This is a genomic window from Agromyces sp. G08B096 (genome assembly GCF_040267705.1).
Lineage (GTDB): Bacteria > Actinomycetota > Actinomycetes > Actinomycetales > Microbacteriaceae > Agromyces.
Window position 1 is genome coordinate 1280817 of sequence record NZ_CP158374.1, and the last position, 16682, is coordinate 1297498.

Genomic DNA, 16682 nt, shown 5'->3' on the forward strand with positions numbered 1-16682 from the left:
GCACGCCTAGGATGGATGCTCGATCCCGTTCCGACCGAACATGAGGCCGAGAGTGTCAGCACAGACGCACGAACCGAGGACTTCGCGCCGTCGCGCGCCCATCGCCATCACGATCGGCGTCGTCGCCGTGCTCGTGATCGCCTTCTTCGTCTTCGCGGGGTTGTACGCCGACGTGCTCTGGTACGACCAGCTCGGCTACCTCGGGGTGCTCACTACCGAGTGGGTCTCGCGCGTCGTGCTCTTCGTCATCGGGTTCCTCGCGATGGCGGTTCCGATCTGGGCGTCGATCCAGATCGCGTACCGCACGAGGCCGGTGTACGCGAAGCTGAACAGCCAGCTCGACCGCTATCAGGAGGTGTTCGAGCCGCTCCGCCGCCTCGCGATGTACGGCATCCCGGCGATCCTCGGCATCTTCGCCGGCGTCGCGACGTCGACGCGGTGGGAGCTCACCCTCACCTGGCTGAACCGCACGCCGTTCGGCGAGACCGACCCCCAGTTCGGCTTCGACATCGGGTTCTACGTCTTCGAGCTGCCGTTCTACCGGTCGGTCGTGGGCTTCGCCTCCGCCGTGGTGCTGCTCTCGGCGATCCTCGTCGTGGCGACGAACTACCTCTACGGCGCCATCCGGATCTCCGGCCGCGAGGTCGTCATCTCCAAGTCCGCGCGCATCCAGATCGCGGTGACCGCGGGGCTGTACCTGCTGCTGCAGGCCGTCAGCATCTGGTTCGACCAGTACGCCACCGTCACCGAGCAGGGCTCGCTCATCACCGGTGCGGCCTACACCGACGTGAACGCCGTCATCCCGGGGCGGGGCATCCTCGCCGCCATCGCCGTCGGCGTCGCGATCCTGTTCTTCGTCACCGCCGTGATCGGCCGCTGGCGGCTGCCGCTCGTCGGCACCGCGCTCCTCATCGTCTCGAGCCTCATCATCGGCTCGCTGTACCCGTGGGTCGTGCAGCGCTTCCAGGTCGACCCGAGCGAGCGTGCGCTCGAGGAGCCCTACATCCAGCGCAACATCGACCTCACCCGCGACGCGTACGGCGTCGCGGACATCGAGGAGATCCCGTACGAGGCGAAGACAGACGCCGAGCCCGGCGCGCTCCGCTCCGACGCGGAGACGACGGCCTCGATCCGCCTCATGGACCCGGCGATCATCAGCCCGGCGTTCAACCAGCTGCAGCAGTTCCGGCAGTACTACCAGTTCCCGAGCGACCTCGACGTCGACCGGTACGAGCTGGAGGACGGCAGCACGCAGGACACCATCGTCGCCATCCGCGACGTCGCGCTCGAGGGCCTCGGCGACGCGAACACCTGGTACAACTCGCACATCGTCTATACGCACGGCTACGGTCTCGTCGCCGCGGCGGGCAACCAGCGCTCGGCCGACGGACAGCCGGTGTTCCTGCAGTCGGGCATCCCGTCGACGGGTGCGCTCGGCGACTTCCAGCCGCGGGTCTACTTCGGCGAGAGCTCGCCCGATTACTCGATCGTGGGCGCGCCCGAGGGCGCCGACCCGGTCGAGCTCGACTACCCGGGCGGCTCCGACGGCGCCGACCAGACGCAGACCACGTTCGAGGGCGACGGCGGGCCGAAGCTCGACAACGCGTTCACGAAGCTGATCTACGCGCTGAAGTTCCAGTCCGAGCAGATCTTCCTCTCCGACGCGGTGACGACCGATTCGCAGATCCTGTACGACCGCAACCCGCTCGACCGGGTGCGCAAGGTCGCGCCGTACCTCACCCTCGACTCCGACACGTATCCCTCGGTCGTCGACGGACGGATCGTCTGGATCGTCGACGGGTACACCCTGTCCGACCAGTACCCGTACTCCGACAAGGTGAGCATGAGCGAGGCGATCGCCGACAGCGACCTGCCGACCCCGACGCTCGCGTTCGACGAGGTGAACTACATCCGCAACTCGGTGAAGGCCACGGTCGACGCCTACGACGGCTCGGTCACGCTGTACGCGTGGGATGAGCAGGACCCGATCCTCGAGACCTGGCAGAAGGTCTTCCCGTCGACTCTGAAGCCGATGAGCGAGATGTCGGGCGAGCTGATGAGCCACGTGCGTTACCCGGCCGACCTGTTCAAGGTGCAGCGCGCGGTGCTCGGGCGCTACCACGTCGACCAGGCGGGCGCCTTCTACTCGCGCGAGGACGCGTGGACGACGCCGAAGGACCCGACGGCGCCCGAGAGCAGCGCGCTGCTGCAGCCGCCGTACTACCTGACCATGCAGATGCCGGGCCAGGAGGCGCCGAGCTACTCGCTGTACTCCACGTTCATCCCCGAGGCTCGCGGCGCCCAGAGCCGCAACGTGCTGCGCGGGTACCTGGCGGTGGACTCCGATGCCGGTTCGGAGGCGGGCGTCCGTTCCGACGGCTACGGCAAGCTGCGCATGCTCGCCCTGCCGGAGGACGACAACGTCCCGGGTCCCGGTCAGGTGCAGAACACGTTCGACTCCGACCCGACCGTCGGACGCGAGCTGAACATCCTGCAGCAGGGCCAGTCGACCGTGACGAACGGCAACCTGCTGACGTTGCCCGTCGGCGGCGGCCTGCTCTACGTGCAGCCCGTGTACGTGCAGTCCTCGGGCGGCACCGCGTATCCGCTGCTGCAGAAGGTGCTCGTCGCCTTCGGCGATCAGATCGCCTTCCAGGACACGCTCGACCAGGCGCTCGACGTGCTGTTCGGCGGCGACTCGGGAGCTGCGGCCGGCGACCAGGAGGTCGAGCCGGGCACCGAGACCCCTGCACCGGACGGCGGCACCGGCGAGGGTGAGGGCGAGACCGAGCAGCCCACCGAGAACAGCGAGCTGCAGACGCTGCTGAACCGGGCCCAGCAGGCGCTCGAGAACAAGCAGGCCGCGCTGCAGGCCGGCGACTGGACGGCGTACGGCGAGGCCGACGCGGAGCTCGCCGAGATCGTCTCGGAGCTCGTCGCGCTCGCCGGTGAGGACGGGGCGAGCACGGGCACGCCGTCGACCCAGACGCCGTCCACCGAGGCGCCGAGCGCCGGCTGATGGCCGACGTCGACGTACGCAGCGGTGAGTGGCTCGATGACAATCGGGCCAACTGGGACGAACGCGTGCCGGTGCACGTCGGCTCGGAGTTCTACGACCGGTCGACGCTGCGCGCCGGCGGCAGCCAGCTCGATCCGATCGCCGCGGCCGGCGTCGCCCGCCTCTTCCCAGAGGGCCTCGACGCCGTGCGGGTGCTGCATCTGCAGTGCCACTTCGGCTCGGACACGCTCTCGCTCGCGAACCTGGGCGCGGAGGTCATCGGCCTCGACTTCTCGGTGCCGGCGATCGAGGAGGCCAGGCGCATGGCCGACGAGCTCGGTCTCAGCCGGCGGGCGCGGTTCATCGAGGGCAACGTCTACGACGCCCGCCGGCTGCTGCCTGAGCCCGAGTCGTTCGACCTCGTGTTCGTCACCTGGGGCACCATCACGTGGCTGCCGGATGTCGCGGAGTGGGCGAAGATCGTCGCCTGGTTCCTGAAGCCGGGCGGGCGGCTCTATTTCGCCGACGCGCACCCGACGGCGTGGATGTTCGACTACGCGGACGAGCCCGATTCGGAGGCGGGCGCGCCGGCCTCCGATGTGCCGGCGGATGAACCGGCCGCATCGCTGCCGGTGGTGAAGTACCCGTACGGGGAGATCGGCGCCGACATCCTCGAGGATCCCGCCGACTACGCCGACCCTGACGCGGTCCTCCAGCACGCGCGCACGTGGGAGTGGGCGCATCCGCTCAGCCAGACCATGGGGGCGCTCCGCGACGCCGGGCTCGTGATCGAGGAGTTCGAGGAGCACTACCGGCTGCCGTGGCGGATCTTCCCGCAGACGGTGCCGCTCGGCGAGGGCATGTTCGGCTGGCCCGATCGCCGGTGGATCCCGCTCGCGGCGGAGATCGTGGCAGTGCACCGGCCGGAGACGGCCCGGCGGGACGCGTAGCCCGCCGCGCCGTCTCGTCCGGCACCGCGCGCGACGGCCGGTCGCCGTGCGGCGACCGGCCGCCGTGCGGCGACCGGCCGCTCCGTCCTCAGTCGAGCGGGCCGGGCGCGGCGCCGCGAAGCGTGTCGCCCAGGGTGTCGCCCAGTTCGTTGCGCCAGTCGCCCGAGACATCCCACCACATGGCGCCGCCGTAGCCCTCGCTCGCGACCCACTCGGCCTTCGCCTCCACCGATGCCGGCGTATCGAGGCTCCACCATTCGCCGGTGGCGGCGTCGTAGCGCCAGGCGGCTCCGACCTCGGCGTCGAAGAACTCCTCACCGACGTCGCGGAGCTGGAAGTACGGCTTCGTGCCGATCGAGGCGGTCGCGGGCTGCCACGCCTCGGCGCCGTTCTCGACACCCGTCCAGCCCTGGCCGTACGCGGCGAGTCCGGCGTTCAGCTGCTCGGGGCGTGCCCCGGCGGCGAGGAACGCCTCCACGGAGTTGTCGAGCGCGAGTCCCCAGTTCTGCGTGCCGTCGGGGTGGAGGTTGCCCTGGTGGCCGGTCAGGTTCGGCACCCAGCCGCCGTGGTAGTCGTAGCCCTGCACGTTGAGGAAGTCGACGGCGGCGAACAGGCGCGGGTCGAGCCATCCGCCCGCATCGCGGTTCCACCCGCCCGCCGGCGCGAACGCGGTGAGCAGGTAGTCCTCGCCCGTCTCGGCGCCGAGCGCGTCGAGCTGGGCGCGGAACTCCTCCATGAGCGCGAGGAAACGCTCGGCGTCGTCGGGGGAGGCATTCGGGGTCTCGCCGCCGCGCACCGGCCACTCCCAGTCGACGTCGATGCCGTCGAAGATGCCGGCTGCGGCGCCCTGGCCGCCCTTGCCGTCGATCACCGGCAGGTTGCCGCGGAGGTAGAGGTCGATGCAGCTCTCGACGAGCGCGGCGCGGCGTTCGGGCGTCGCCGTGGCCTCGGAGAAGTGGTCGGACCAGGTCCAGCCGCCGAGCGAGATGAGGATCTTCGTGTCGGGGCTGACCTCCTTCAGCTTCCGCAGCTGGTTGAAGTTGCCCGACAGCCGGTCCTTCGGCTTGTCGTGCTTGCCGTCGACGGAGTCCTGCTTCGAGACGAGCCGCAGGTAGTCGTTGAACGCGTCGCCCTCGCCGGGCTGGGTGGTGATGTCGCAGGTGAGGTCGGCCGTCACGTTGCCGAAGGCGTAGTTCAGGTGCGTGAGGTCGTCGAGCGCGCCGGTGCGCAGGAGGTCGGCGACCTGGTAGTCGCGCGTGACCGGGGAGTCGGCCATGAGGTAGCCGACGGCGCGGTAGCCGTTGATGTCGCTCGGTCCCGCGACGGGCGCGGGCTTCTTGCCCGCCGCGACGGCAGCTTCGCCGGGGGAGCCGGGTGCCGCGATGGCCGGTGCGGCGAGCGAGACGCTCGCGATGGCCGCCGTCGCGACGGCGAGGGATGCCCCTCGGAGCACGTGTCTGAACCTCATCTGGATCCTCATCGATCGGGCCCGCCGGGCGGGCGATGGTCGTGGTGATCGGACGGTAGCAACGCGCAGTCGAGTATGGAAGGAGTCCTAACGAATAGTTCGGAAGCGTGCATCGAAGCGCGGTTCGGATGTCGCGAACCTCCAGCTGATCGCGGGAGGTGTGCACGAGCTGCAACGGCGCTGCGATGGCGGGGAGCCACGCGCAACCGGGGAGCGCACGGTCCTCGTGCCTCCGGATTCCCCCTGCACGCCGCTCTCGAATAACCGTGCTCGCTGGCTCCCGGCGCTCGATTCGACGTCGCCCGAAACGCATGCTAGAGTCTTCTCTTGTGCCGCGGGGTGGAGCAGTTCGGTAGCTCGCTGGGCTCATAACCCAGAGGTCGTAGGTTCAAATCCTGCCCCCGCAACCAACGAGGCCCCCGAGATCATCGATCTCGGGGGCCTTTCTTCGTCTCCGGTCGATGCGCTCCAGCTTCCGCGGGCGCTACGCGGCGGCCGCGGCGTCAGGCCCGGGTCGTCTCACTGACTCGAAGATGCGCGCGAAGCCCTCAAGGCCGTGTCCGGCGTCGCGCTGGCGCGCGATGAGGGACTGCACCATGGCGAGCGGTTCGGACCCCACGCCGGCTGCGGCTGCGGCCTCGACCAACTTCGACAGGTCGGAGAAGTCGAGGCTCTGCTGACCCGGGACCGTGTAGTCGCCGCCGTCGATGACCCGGCCGAATCCTTCGAGCTCGTGCGCCATCGCCGACAGCCACCCGGCAGAACGTTCGGCGAACGCGGTGGCGGAGACACCTGCGGTCGCGACCAGCGCCGCCCCCTGCATGTAGCCGGCGAACATCACGTACATCGCCGAGAGCAGGGCGATGTCGTAGAGCGACGCGAGGCCGGGGTCATCCCCGAGGTGGCTGCTCGTTCCCCACCGGTCGAAGACCTCCCGATACCGCTCGAACGCGTCGCGGTCGCCGCTGTAGAGGATCTCGCTGCCGGGGCCGCCGATCATCGACGGGACCGCCATGATGCCGCCGTCGAGCGACGTGAAGCCGCCGGCCTGCGCCCACCGGCCGAGCTCGCGGGCCTGGTCGGGCGAGGTCGTCGTCAGATTCACCAGCACGCGGCCGCGCAGGCGGTCGACGATCGGGTCGAGCGTCTCGTGCACCGAATCGTGGTCGAACAGGCAGACGACGACGAGTTCCGAGGCGTCGATCGCGGCGGCCGCGCTCGACACCTCGAGGACTCCCGCCTCGACGAGCCGATCGGCCCGGCCGGGGGTGCGGTTCCACACCGTGAGCGGGTGGCCGGCGTCGAGCAGGGCGGTCACGAGGGCGCGCCCCATCTCGCCGAGACCGAGGATGCTGACGGTGATGGGATGACTCATGCCGGTGCCTTTCATTGGGGAGAACCTCGCTGGGCGACATCCGTTCTCGTCGCCACCAGCATGCTGGCGGCCCACAGTGGAACCCGCAAGTACCCACTATTTCGTTCGATACATACCAACTGGGAAGTATTGGGTGCGCGGCCGCTGCGGGTGGGCAGGAGTGATTTAGCGGCTAAACTACAGGCGTGACGACCATCGCCCTCTTCGGCGCGACCGGCAAGACCGGCCGCCGCATGCTCCGCCGCGCCCTCGACGCCGGCTACGACGTCCGCGCGCTCGTGCGGAACCCCGACGCGCTCGACGTGCAGCACGAGCGCCTCACCGTCATCCGCGGCGACGTGCTCGACCCCGCCGCGGTCGACTCCACCGTCGGGGGCTCCGACGTCGTGCTGAGCCTGTTCGGCCAGGTGAAGGGTTCGCCGAAGACGCTGCAGGCCGACGGCACGCGCAACATCGTCGCCTCGATGCGGGCGCGCGGCGTGCGCCGAATCGTGACCCTGTCAGGCGGCGGGCTCCGCGCCGAGGAGGACCGGCCCAAGGCGCCCGATCACGTCATGCGGTTCCTGCTGAAGACGATGGCCGGCCACGTGCTCGCCGACGCGGAGGCGCATCTCGACGTGCTGCGCGCGAGCGGCCTCGACTGGACCGTCGTGCGCGGGCCCCGGCTCCTCGAGACGCCGGGGGCGGGCACCTACCGGGTGGGCTGGGTCGGCGTCGGCACCGGCATGCAGATCAGCCGCGACGACCTGGCCGACTTCATCCTGACCCAGGTCGACGACGACCGGTTCATCCACCGGATGCCGTTCGTGAGCGCCTGATGACCGGCGGAGGGCAGCAGGAGGACGCCGCCCGCCGCGCGAACGCCGCGCGGGTGCTGGAGTCGGTGACCCTCCTCGGCCGGGCGATCGCGGCGGAGCGGCGCACGCCGTTCGAGGGATTGACGCTCACCCGCTCCCAGCTCGAGACGCTGTTCCTGCTCGCCCACAGCGCTGCGCCGCTGACCCCCGGCCGAGTCGCCGATCGGCTCGGGATCACGCCGGGTGCGGTGACGCAGCTCGTCGACGGACTGAAGGCCGAGGGCCTCGTCGAGACCGACCGGCATCCCGACGATGCGCGGTCGCGCGTGCTGCGACTCACCGCGGGTGCCGCGCAGCAGGTCGAGCGCTTCGAGGCCGACACGACCACCCGGCTCCTGCCGGTGTTCGAACAGCTGAGCGACGATGAACTCGACCAGCTCGCGCGCCTCCTGCGCGCGCTGACCGACGAGGAGCCGGCATGACATCGAACGACGCGGTCTTCGTGGCGGGAGCGACGGGGATCGTCGGCGGCGCCGTCGCCCGGTCACTCGTCGATCGCGGCGTGCCGGTCGTCGCCGCCGTGCGAGACGAAGCGGATGCCGCGCGCCTGCCCCACGGCGTCACTCCGAGGAGCTTCGACTTCGGCATGACGCCCGCGGAGCTCGACTCGGCGCTCGAGGGATGCGACCGGCTGTTCCTCATGCGGCCGCCCGCGATCGAGGACGTGCGCACCTACCTCTTCCCGCTCGTCGATGCCGCGAAGCGGCGCGGCATCCGCCAGCTCGTGTTCCTCTCCCTCCAGGGGGTACAGGCGAATCGCAAGACGCCGCACCACGCGGTCGAGCAGTACCTGCGCGAGACGGATGCCCCGTACACGAGCCTCCGACCCAACTTCTTCATGCAGAACCTGTCGACGACCTACGCCGACGAGATCCGCGAGCACGACGAGATCTTCGTGCCCGCCGGACGCTCGTTCACCGCGTTCATCGACGCGGAGGACATCGGTCGCGTCGCCGGTGCGGTGTTCACGTCGCCGGGCCACCTGCGGAAGGCGTACACCCTGTCGGGAGAGCAGTCCCTGACGTACACGAAGGTCGCGCGGATCCTCTCCGACGTCCTCGGCCGTGGCATCCGGTACGCCCGCCCCAGCGAGCGGGAATACCTCGCCCGCCTCGAGGCGCAGGGCGCGCCTGCCGACTACGTCGCGGTGCAGCGGATGATCTACCGGGTCGTGCGGTTCAACGTCTCCGCGTTCCCGAACCGGATGGTGCGCCGCCTCACCGGGCGTCCGGCGGCGACGTTCCGGGAATTCGCCGAGCGGGAACGCGGCGCGTGGGAGCGGCCCGCGGGCTGAGGGCGCTCACCCGGTCCCGGCTGGGCTCGCAGCAGGGGCGCCGGCCCGGCGGCCGACGCGCGGTACCCAGCACCGCACCTCCGCCCGATATCGTTCGAAGGCGTCGCCGAAGCGGTGTGCGAGGTTGGCCTCCTCGTGCGGTCGCACCATGAAGTTCCACACGAGCGACCCGATGAGCGCGTACATCACGACCAGCCAGGACGACAGGATGACGCCCACGGCGACGCCCTGCAGAATGCCGGAGACGGCCATGGGATTGCGCACGTAGCGGTAGGGGCCGGCGATGACCAGGCGGTTCGGCATGGCGGAGGGCAGAGGTGTGCCGTCGCCGCGCGTGGACATCGCGCCGGCCGCCCAGAGCCCGAGCGCGCTGGCGAGCACCAGGACGCCCGCACCTGCGAGGCGGACGTACGCGGGCGCGGGCGCGTGGACGCCCCACCGCATTTCCAACGCCAGCAGGGCGAGCGGCGCCACCACGAGGAACAGGCCCCAGAAGACCGTGATCTGCACGGCGGTCGCCGCGATGCGACGGCCGGGCCGAGCGCCCGGGACCGCCGGTCGGAAGCGGAACGGGCCGAAGATGATCCACTCCGTCGGTACCCGCCCGAACCGCATCAGGCAGAGGGCCGCGAGCGACCCGCCCGACGCGGCGGCCATGAGGAGCACGCCCCAGCCCGCCTCGGTCGTCACGGTGGCGTACGCCGCGAGGGTGGTCGTGACGAGCAGGGTCCAGCCCGTCGTGATCACGGCGGCGGGACTCGACCCGAGCGCCGCCGCTGCGGACGCCCCGACGAACAGCGGCACATCCACGACCGCGACGAGCACCGGGTCGAGCCCGCCGAGCGTGAGCTCATGCACGAGCGGCGAGACGAAGACGGCCACCCACCAGAGCGCGCCGGCCGCCGCCTGCGCCGCGAAGTACGCCCGTCCCCACCGCATGACCGCACGATAACACCGGTCCGGCGGGCCACCACGCCTCAGCCGCTCGTCAGCACCGCCAGCCGCTCCGTGGCCCTCGTCATCGCGACGTACCGGTCGACGGCGCCTTCGATGCCGCCGCCGAACTGTTCGGGGTCGACGAGGACGACGAGGTCGAACTCGAGTCCCTTCGCGAGCACCGGCGTCAGCGACCGCACGCGGCCGGTCGGCGTGAACGACGCATCGCCGATGACGCAGGCGACGCCCTCGTCGTGGCCCGCCAACCAGTCGGCGAGGATCCGGTCGCGCTCGCCGAGGGAGCCGTGGTGCACGGGGATCCCGCTGCTGCGGATCGAGGTTGGGACGTTCGCATCGGGCAGCGCCCCGCGGATGACGGGCGCCGCCTCGGCCATCACCTCGCTCGGCGTTCGGTAGTTGATCGTGAGGGAGGCGATCTCGATGCGGTCGAGGCCCACGCGCTCGAGCCGCTCCTGCCACGACTCGGTGAAGCCGTGCCTCGCCTGGGCGCGGTCGCCGACGATGGTGAAGCTCCGCGACGGGCACCGGGCGAGCAGCATCTGCCACTCGGCGTCGGTGAGCTCTTGCGCCTCGTCGACGACGATGTGGGCGAACGGGCCGGCGAGCTGATCGGGGTCGACGGGCGCGAGCGTCGAGGCGTCGTCGAGCGAGTTGCGCGCGTCCTGACCGCGGAGGATCTGCATCACGCCGAGCTCGGAGTCGTCGGTGCTGACGAGGTCGTCGATGACGCGGGTCATCCGTTCCCGTTCGGCGGCCCGTACCGCCTCGTCGCGATGCCGGCGACGCGTCGCCTCGGGGTCGCCGATCCGGCGGCGAGCGGCGTCGAGGAAGGGCAGATCCGCCGTCGTCCAGGCGCGCGCATCGCCGCGCTGCAGCAACCGCACCTCGTCGGGCGAGAGCCACGGCGCGCACCGCGCGAGGTAGGCGGGCGACGACCACAGGTCGGCGACGACGCCCACCGGATCGAGCAGCGGCCACGCCCGGTTGAACGCCGAGCGCAGGCCGTCGTCCTGCTGCAGCGCGCGGCGGAGGAGCGACTCGGGGACGTCCTCGTCGTGCTGGTCGACGATGATGCGCAGCAGCTCCTCCCACACCTCGTCTCTCGCATCGTTGTGCGGTGTGCCGCGTTCCGGCGCGTCGAAGGCCTCGGCCCAGTCGTCGGGGCCGAGATGCGCGTCGGCCCACGGTGTCTCGACCGTCAGCCAGGCCGTCGGCGGGACCTCGTGGTAGCGCACCGCGGACTCCACCGCGTGCACCAGCCGCGCCCACGACTTCAGCGCCGCGACCCGGTCGTCGGGTTCCGGCCCGGCCGCCGCGCCTTCGGGCACGAGGTGCCGCAGCGTGCACGTGGCCACGCCCTCCTCGCCGAGGCCGGGCAGCACTTCCGACACATAGTCGAGATACGGCTGGTGCGGACCCACGAAGAGCACGCCGCCGCGACGATGCCCGAGCCGCGGATCGGAGTAGAGCAGGTACGCCGTGCGGTGCAGGGCGACGACCGTCTTGCCGGTGCCCGGCCCGCCGTCGACGACGAGCGAGCCGCGGGAACCGGCGCGGATGATGGCGTCCTGGTCGGCCTGGATGGTGCTCAGCACATCGCGCATGCGGTCGGACCTGGTGCTCGCGAGGCTGGCGATGAACGCCGACTGGTCGTCGAGTGCGGCATGCCCCTCGAGACCGTCGGGGGTGAACACCTCGTCCCAGTAGTCGGTGATGCGTCCGTCGGTCCAGCGGTAGCGGCGGCGGCTCGCGAGGCCCATAGGGTCGGCGTGCGTCGCGCCGAAGTACGGCTCCGCGGCGGGGGAGCGCCAGTCGACGAGCAGCAGCTCGCCGTCCTCGTCGGTGAGCCCGATGCGGCCGATGTAGACCGGGCGGCCGTCGTCGGCGGCGACCATGCGGCCGAGGCACAGGTCGAGCCCGTAGCGGCGCAGCGTGCGGAGGCGCCCGGTGAGCCGGTGGATCTCGAGATCGCGCTCGAGGGCCGCCTGTCCGCCGCGCTCCGGCTGCCTGCGGACGGCGTCGAGACGGTCGGATGCCTCGGTGATGGACTGCTCGAGGCGGGCGGCGATGGCGGCGAAGTGCCGCTCATCGGCCTCGATGAGCAGCGGGTCGGACTTGGCGGCGAGTCGGTCGGGCAGGTCGAAGACGTAGATGGACAGCGCGGCTCCTCGGTCGTGTGACTGGGTCGGTGATCTCGGTGATCTGGCTGGGTGAACTGGACGGCCGTCCATTGTGCGACGTCAGGGGGACCTTGCGGCAAGGCCCCCCGTGCCCGATAATCTGAAAGTGGAGAGCTTCGTGCTCTCCATTCGCATGTGCGGCTCGCAGGTGCGGCCGAGGTGGGCCCGTGCCACCCCCTTTCCGCTCGCGCGCGGCGGTCGTAGGGTGTCGCGCATGAACGAGTATCGGGTGGGTTACTTCGTCGGGTCGCTGTCGGCGTCCTCCATCAACCGCGTGCTCTCGCAGGCGCTGATCCGGCTCGCGCCGGACGGGCTGGCGTTCACCGAGATCCCGATCGGCGATCTGCCGCTCTACAACCGCGACTTCGACGTCGACTACCCGCCCGAGGCGCGTGCGCTCAAGCAGCGCATCGCGGAGTCCGACGCGCTGCTCTTCGTCACTCCGGAGTACAACCGGTCGATCCCGGGCGCCCTGAAGAACGCGATCGACTGGGCGTCGCGGCCCTGGGGCACGAACTCGTTCGACCACGTGCCGGCGGCCGTGATCGGGGCGTCGCCGGGCGCGATCGGCACGGCGCTCGCCCAGCAGAGCCTGCGGTCGGTCCTGAGTTTCTGCAACGCCAGGCAGATGACGGCGCCCGAGGCGTACCTGACCTTCCGCGAGGGACTCTTCGAAGACGACGGCACGGTGACGGATGCCTCGACCGAGGAGTTCCTGCGATCGTTCATGACCGAGTTCCGCGATCACATCGAGCGCGTGCTCACGGTGCTGCCGCGACGGTGAGGATTCGGGGCGGGTGAGCGCGGCCTACGATGGCCGCATGTCGACGCCGACCACCCGTGCCGCGCTCGAGGCCGCCGCCGTGCGCGGCTTCCGCGAACTCGATACCCGGATCGAGTCCATCCCCGAGCCGGCGCGTTCCGCGCCGTTCGCGCCCCGGGCCGAGCCATCCGCCTCGGCGCCGCCGCGCGACCGCGACCTGCAGGACGTCGTGAACCACCTGCACGCGTGGCATCTGCTGCTGCTCGGCTGGCTCGACGCGGATGCCGCGGGAACCACGGTCGCCTACCCGGCCGAGGGGTTCACGTGGGACGCGCTCGAGGTGCTGAACCTCGAGCTCCGCGATCGCCACCGCATCGACTCCCGTCGCGCTGCCAGTGCGCTCGCGAAGGCGCGCGACCGGTTGCGTGCGAGCCACGTCGACGTGCTCACCCGGCTCGAGGCGCTGAGCGACGCCGACCTGTTCGAGCCGGGGGGCCGGGCCTGGCTCGGCGGCCCGCTCGCCGAGCCGGTGCACGAATGCCTGGGCGGCCACTACGCGTGGGCCGTGGACGCGATCGAGGCGGCCCGCGCGTAGCGCGGACCGCCCCGATCAGCACGGGCAGAGGCCGGTCAGCCCTTGCCCTTGCCGGTGTTCGTCACCGTGAGCGAGTAGCCCGCGTCGAGCGAGTCCAGGTCGCCCGTCGGCAGGTTCGACACCAGCGTCGCGAAGTCGCGGTTCGCGCCGTTCGCGCACTTCGTCTGGAACCCGCCCTGCGAGATGGCGTCGCCTGTGAGCCGGTAGACGTGGTTGCCCGCCTCGTCGACGATCTCGTACGACGCGTCGACGCCCGGCGTGAGGTCGCAGCTGGCGACGACCTGCAGGGTCCAGTTGTTGTCCTGGAGCCCGGTCGTCTCGAGCCACTCGCCCTCCGCCGAGGAGAGCGTCGCCGGCTGCCCGTTCACGAGCACGTCGTCGACGAACCAGCCGGTGTCGAGGTACGCGGCGTCGGTCGAGTAGCGGAACCGCACATCGGTCGTGCCGGCCGGCAGCTGCGCCGTGTAGTGCACATACTCCGGCTCATCGACGAAGTAGACGCCGCCCGACGTGCCCGTGAGGCCGTTGCCCTCGGTGTTGCCGCCGTGCGGGTCGTCGTCGCTCGTGACGACCTGGCCCGAGTCATCCGTCAGCGGCACGGTGACCCACTCGCCGCCGACCAGCGCCTCGACGAAGCCGTAGTCCCAGCCCTCCTCGATGAAGTGCCAGTTCCAGAAGTCGAGCGTCGTCGCCTCACCGGTGACATCGACATCGAGGACATTCTCCGACTGGCTCTCGTACCCGGCGTACCAGTGCGTGTCGCCCGAGTGCGGCGCGATCTGGGTGACGTCGTCGCCGTCGAGCGCGACCGTCACGGTCGGGCCGGGGTTGCGGAACCGCTCGACCTGGATGCCGTACGGCAGGGCGACGGGCGACTGACCGTTCGTGCGGCGCTGCCACTTCGCGTCGGGCTGGGCGCCCTGGCTCGAGCCGCGGCCCTCCCAGAACTGGTCGTCGGCGATGTCCATCGTCCAGGTCGTCGACGCCGGGTCGCCGAAGTCGACGGCCTTGATGTCGAAGCGCTCGGATGCCTCGTCGTCGAGGTACACCGCGACGGCCCAGTCCTGGTACAGCTCCGCGGCCGTGCGGAGGTCGCCGCCGGTCTCGGCGTTGAACGTGTCGATCGCCGCCTGGACGCCGGCCATGCCGTCGGCCTGCTCCTCGAAGATGCGCTTGATCAGCAGGTCGCCGCCCGCGGCGTCGTACTGCAGGTCGGGCTCGTAGGTGCCGTCGCCGTTGCCGCCGGCCTGCTCCCAGAGGTACTGGAAGAAGGTGTACGCGGCGCCGTAGTTCTCCAGGCCGCCGCCCCATCTCGTGAGCGAGGTCTCGGCGTAGAACACCTGGTGGTACGTCAGATGCGATCCGCCGACGTCGTAGCCGTTGAGGAACACCGCGAAGTCGGCGAGGCCCTCGTCGACCCAGGAGAGCTCGCCCGGGTCGCTGTAGTTGTGCAGCAGGTGCTCGAGCTCGTGGGCGATGACGCCCTCGTAGAGGGTGGGCTGGTCGTTCTCGGGGTCGTCGTCGTTCCACGGCGAGTCGGCCGGACCCACGCGGTTGGCCCAGTCGAACGCGTCGATGACGATGGTGTTCATCCCGGCGGACTCGATGAAGTCGGGGGCGAAGTACCCGGCGGTGTAGCTCGTCTCGGCGCAGTCGTAGTACTGGTCGTCCTGCACGTTGTAGACGACCATGACCAGCGAGTCGCTCGCGGGCTCGTCGGGGTCGGCCGCGTCCATCGGCCCGTAGTGCTCTTCGTCGACCGCGACGATCTGGTTCGCCAGCTGGTCGCCCATGTAGTCGATCTGCGCCTGCGTCAGCACATAGTCGGAGACCGACGAGTCGGCGCACGGGACGAACTCGTCGCCGGGGTTGTGGTCGAACGCGGGGTCGAGGCTCGCCACGCCGGTCGGCGCGGTGCCGTCGAGCGGCGTGCCGGTCGGGACGTAGATGTACACGGGCGTGCCGTCTGCCGTGACGCCCGCGTACACGCGGGTGAAGTCCTGGTCGTAGGTGCCGCCGGCGGCGCTGTCGTTGATGGGCAGTGTGAGCGTCGGCTCGCCCGGCAGGTTCAGGTGGTCGTCGGCCTGGGCCGGCGCGGCGCCTGCGGCGAGGAGTGCGAGCGCCGCGGCGCCCGCCAATCCGGCCGCAGCCGCCCGATGTGGTGATCGGAGCACAGCGGTGTCCCTCCTGGTCGTGGATCCGCCGGGCGGTGCTTCGGTGCGCGTGCCGGGCGGAGCCGGTTCTTCGGGTGGGCACCCGGGTCGGGCGCCCGCGAACGCGCATAGTCAATCACCGCGGTTCGCGCAGTGGAAGGGGGTTCCCGTGCAGAAGCTGCGAGCCTCCGCCACGGGGCGGGCCGCCGTAGGCTGACGTCATGTCCTCCGACCTCCAGGCCGACGGCGCCGCCGACGCCCTCCAGCCCGCCGCGGTCGCCGTGGCCGTCGCGCAGTTCGCCGCCGTGGCGGACCCCGACGCCAACCTGGCCGAGATCGACCGGCTCGCGCGACGCGCGGTCGAGCGGGGAGCGCGCGTCGTCGTCTTCCCCGAGTACTCGATGAGCTTCACCCCCGAGCCCGGCCAGGAGATGCTCGACGCCGCCGAACCGCTCGACGGCGAGTTCGTGCGTGCGCTCGGCGATCTCGCCGCGGAACTCGGCGTGCACCTCGTGGCGGGTGTGATCGAGCAGGCGGCCGACCGCGGGCGGTTCCACAACACCGTCGTGGCGCTCGACCCCTCTGGCGCCCTGGTCGCCCGGTACCGCAAGCTCCACCTGTACGACGCCTTCGGGCAGCGGGAGTCCGACGTGGTGCAGCCGGGCGCGATCGAGCCGCCGGAGCTGTTCGAGGCGGGCGGGCTCCGGTTCGGGCTGCAGACCTGCTACGACGCGCGCTTCCCCGAGGTCACCCGTCGTGTCGTCGATGCGGGCGCCGACGTCGTGTGCATGCCCGCGGAATGGGTGCGCGGTCCGCTGAAGGAGGCGCACTGGCGCACGCTCACGACCGCACGCGCGCTGGAGAACACCGTCTACGTGGCCGCGGCCGACCAGGCGCCCCCGGTGAGCGCGGGCAACAGCATGATCGTCGACCCGATGGGCGTCGAGCTCGCGACCATCGGGGAGGAGACCGACGTCGCCGTCGCGTGGCTCTCGCGGGAACGCCTCGACGCGGTGCGCCGGGTGAATCCGGCGCTCTCACTGCGGCGGTTCGTCGTCGTCGAGCGCTGACCCGCCCCGGCCGGCGGCAGGC

General features: G+C 71.0%; 13 protein-coding genes and 1 tRNA gene. 9 read left to right on the forward strand and 5 right to left on the reverse strand.

The genetic code is table 11. From position 1 onward, the window contains the following. The first annotated feature begins 52 nt into the window (after positions 1-52). Together ABIQ69_RS06290 and ABIQ69_RS06295 are read left to right on the forward strand one after the other, a co-directional pair. The gene (locus ABIQ69_RS06290; RefSeq protein WP_350349520.1) at positions 53-3019 is read left to right on the forward strand and encodes a UPF0182 family protein; all 2967 of its coding nucleotides are present in this window, start codon (positions 53-55) and stop codon (positions 3017-3019) included. Beyond that, positions 3019-3948, forward strand: coding sequence for a methyltransferase domain-containing protein (locus tag ABIQ69_RS06295; protein WP_350349521.1), 930 nt, complete (start codon positions 3019-3021; stop codon positions 3946-3948). Before ABIQ69_RS06290 ends, ABIQ69_RS06295 begins: the two co-directional genes overlap by 1 nt. An 88-nt stretch (positions 3949-4036) precedes the next feature. Here the strand turns inward: ABIQ69_RS06295 and ABIQ69_RS06300 are convergent, their stop codons facing one another. After that, on the reverse strand, positions 4037-5416 hold the full coding sequence (locus ABIQ69_RS06300) for a glycoside hydrolase family 18 protein (RefSeq protein ID WP_350349522.1): 1380 nt from the start codon (positions 5414-5416) through the stop codon (positions 4037-4039). Between the two features lie 333 nt (positions 5417-5749). Here ABIQ69_RS06300 and ABIQ69_RS06305 point away from each other — a divergent pair. Further along, positions 5750-5826: transfer RNA gene (locus ABIQ69_RS06305), tRNA-Met, on the forward strand. Between the two features lie 74 nt (positions 5827-5900). On the opposite strand, the gene ABIQ69_RS06310 is transcribed toward ABIQ69_RS06305, so the two are convergent. Then, positions 5901-6791, reverse strand: coding sequence for an NAD(P)-binding domain-containing protein (locus ABIQ69_RS06310; protein ID WP_350349523.1), 891 nt, complete (start codon positions 6789-6791; stop codon positions 5901-5903). Positions 6792-6976: 185 nt separating this feature from the next. Between ABIQ69_RS06310 and ABIQ69_RS06315 the strand changes: the two genes are divergently transcribed. From ABIQ69_RS06315 to ABIQ69_RS06325, 3 genes are read left to right on the forward strand one after another with little or no spacing between them, the layout of a single operon-like run. After that, positions 6977-7609, forward strand: a complete 633-nt coding sequence (locus ABIQ69_RS06315) for an SDR family oxidoreductase (protein ID WP_350349524.1) — start codon at positions 6977-6979, stop codon at positions 7607-7609. Beyond that, entirely contained in the window at positions 7609-8070 is a 462-nt protein-coding gene (locus ABIQ69_RS06320) for a MarR family transcriptional regulator (RefSeq protein ID WP_350349525.1), read from the forward strand. Before ABIQ69_RS06315 ends, ABIQ69_RS06320 begins: the two co-directional genes overlap by 1 nt. Continuing rightward, positions 8067-8942 (forward strand): SDR family oxidoreductase, encoded by an 876-nt coding sequence (locus ABIQ69_RS06325; protein WP_350349526.1) that lies wholly within the window; start codon positions 8067-8069, stop codon positions 8940-8942. The genes ABIQ69_RS06320 and ABIQ69_RS06325 overlap by 4 nt, the downstream gene beginning before the upstream one ends. Positions 8943-8948: 6 nt before the next feature. Here ABIQ69_RS06325 and ABIQ69_RS06330 read toward each other — a convergent pair whose 3' ends face one another. Together ABIQ69_RS06330 and helR are read right to left on the reverse strand one after the other, a co-directional pair. Further along, on the reverse strand, positions 8949-9881 hold the full coding sequence (locus tag ABIQ69_RS06330) for an isoprenylcysteine carboxylmethyltransferase family protein (protein WP_350349527.1): 933 nt from the start codon (positions 9879-9881) through the stop codon (positions 8949-8951). Positions 9882-9919: 38 nt separating this feature from the next. Next, positions 9920-12130 carry an RNA polymerase recycling motor ATPase HelR gene (gene helR, locus ABIQ69_RS06335; protein WP_350349528.1) on the reverse strand — a complete coding sequence of 737 codons (2211 nt, stop codon included), beginning with the start codon at positions 12128-12130 and terminating at the stop codon, positions 9920-9922. 163 nt (positions 12131-12293) lie between these two features. Here helR and ABIQ69_RS06340 point away from each other — a divergent pair, with 163 nt between their 5' ends. Together ABIQ69_RS06340 and ABIQ69_RS06345 are read left to right on the forward strand one after the other, a co-directional pair. Further along, positions 12294-12863, forward strand: coding sequence for an NADPH-dependent FMN reductase (locus tag ABIQ69_RS06340; protein WP_350349529.1), 570 nt, complete (start codon positions 12294-12296; stop codon positions 12861-12863). 37 nt (positions 12864-12900) lie between these two features. Next, positions 12901-13437, forward strand: a complete 537-nt coding sequence (locus ABIQ69_RS06345) for a ClbS/DfsB family four-helix bundle protein (RefSeq protein WP_350349530.1) — start codon at positions 12901-12903, stop codon at positions 13435-13437. Positions 13438-13472: 35 nt separating this feature from the next. On the opposite strand, the gene ABIQ69_RS06350 is transcribed toward ABIQ69_RS06345, so the two are convergent. Then, a complete protein-coding gene (locus ABIQ69_RS06350) occupies positions 13473-15611 on the reverse strand; it encodes a hypothetical protein (protein ID WP_350349531.1) in 2139 nt (712 codons plus the stop codon). A gap of 200 nt (positions 15612-15811) precedes the next feature. Here ABIQ69_RS06350 and ABIQ69_RS06355 point away from each other — a divergent pair, with 200 nt between their 5' ends. Continuing rightward, the gene (locus ABIQ69_RS06355) at positions 15812-16660 is read left to right on the forward strand and encodes a carbon-nitrogen hydrolase family protein (RefSeq protein WP_350349532.1); all 849 of its coding nucleotides are present in this window, start codon (positions 15812-15814) and stop codon (positions 16658-16660) included. Positions 16661-16682 lie beyond the last annotated feature (22 nt).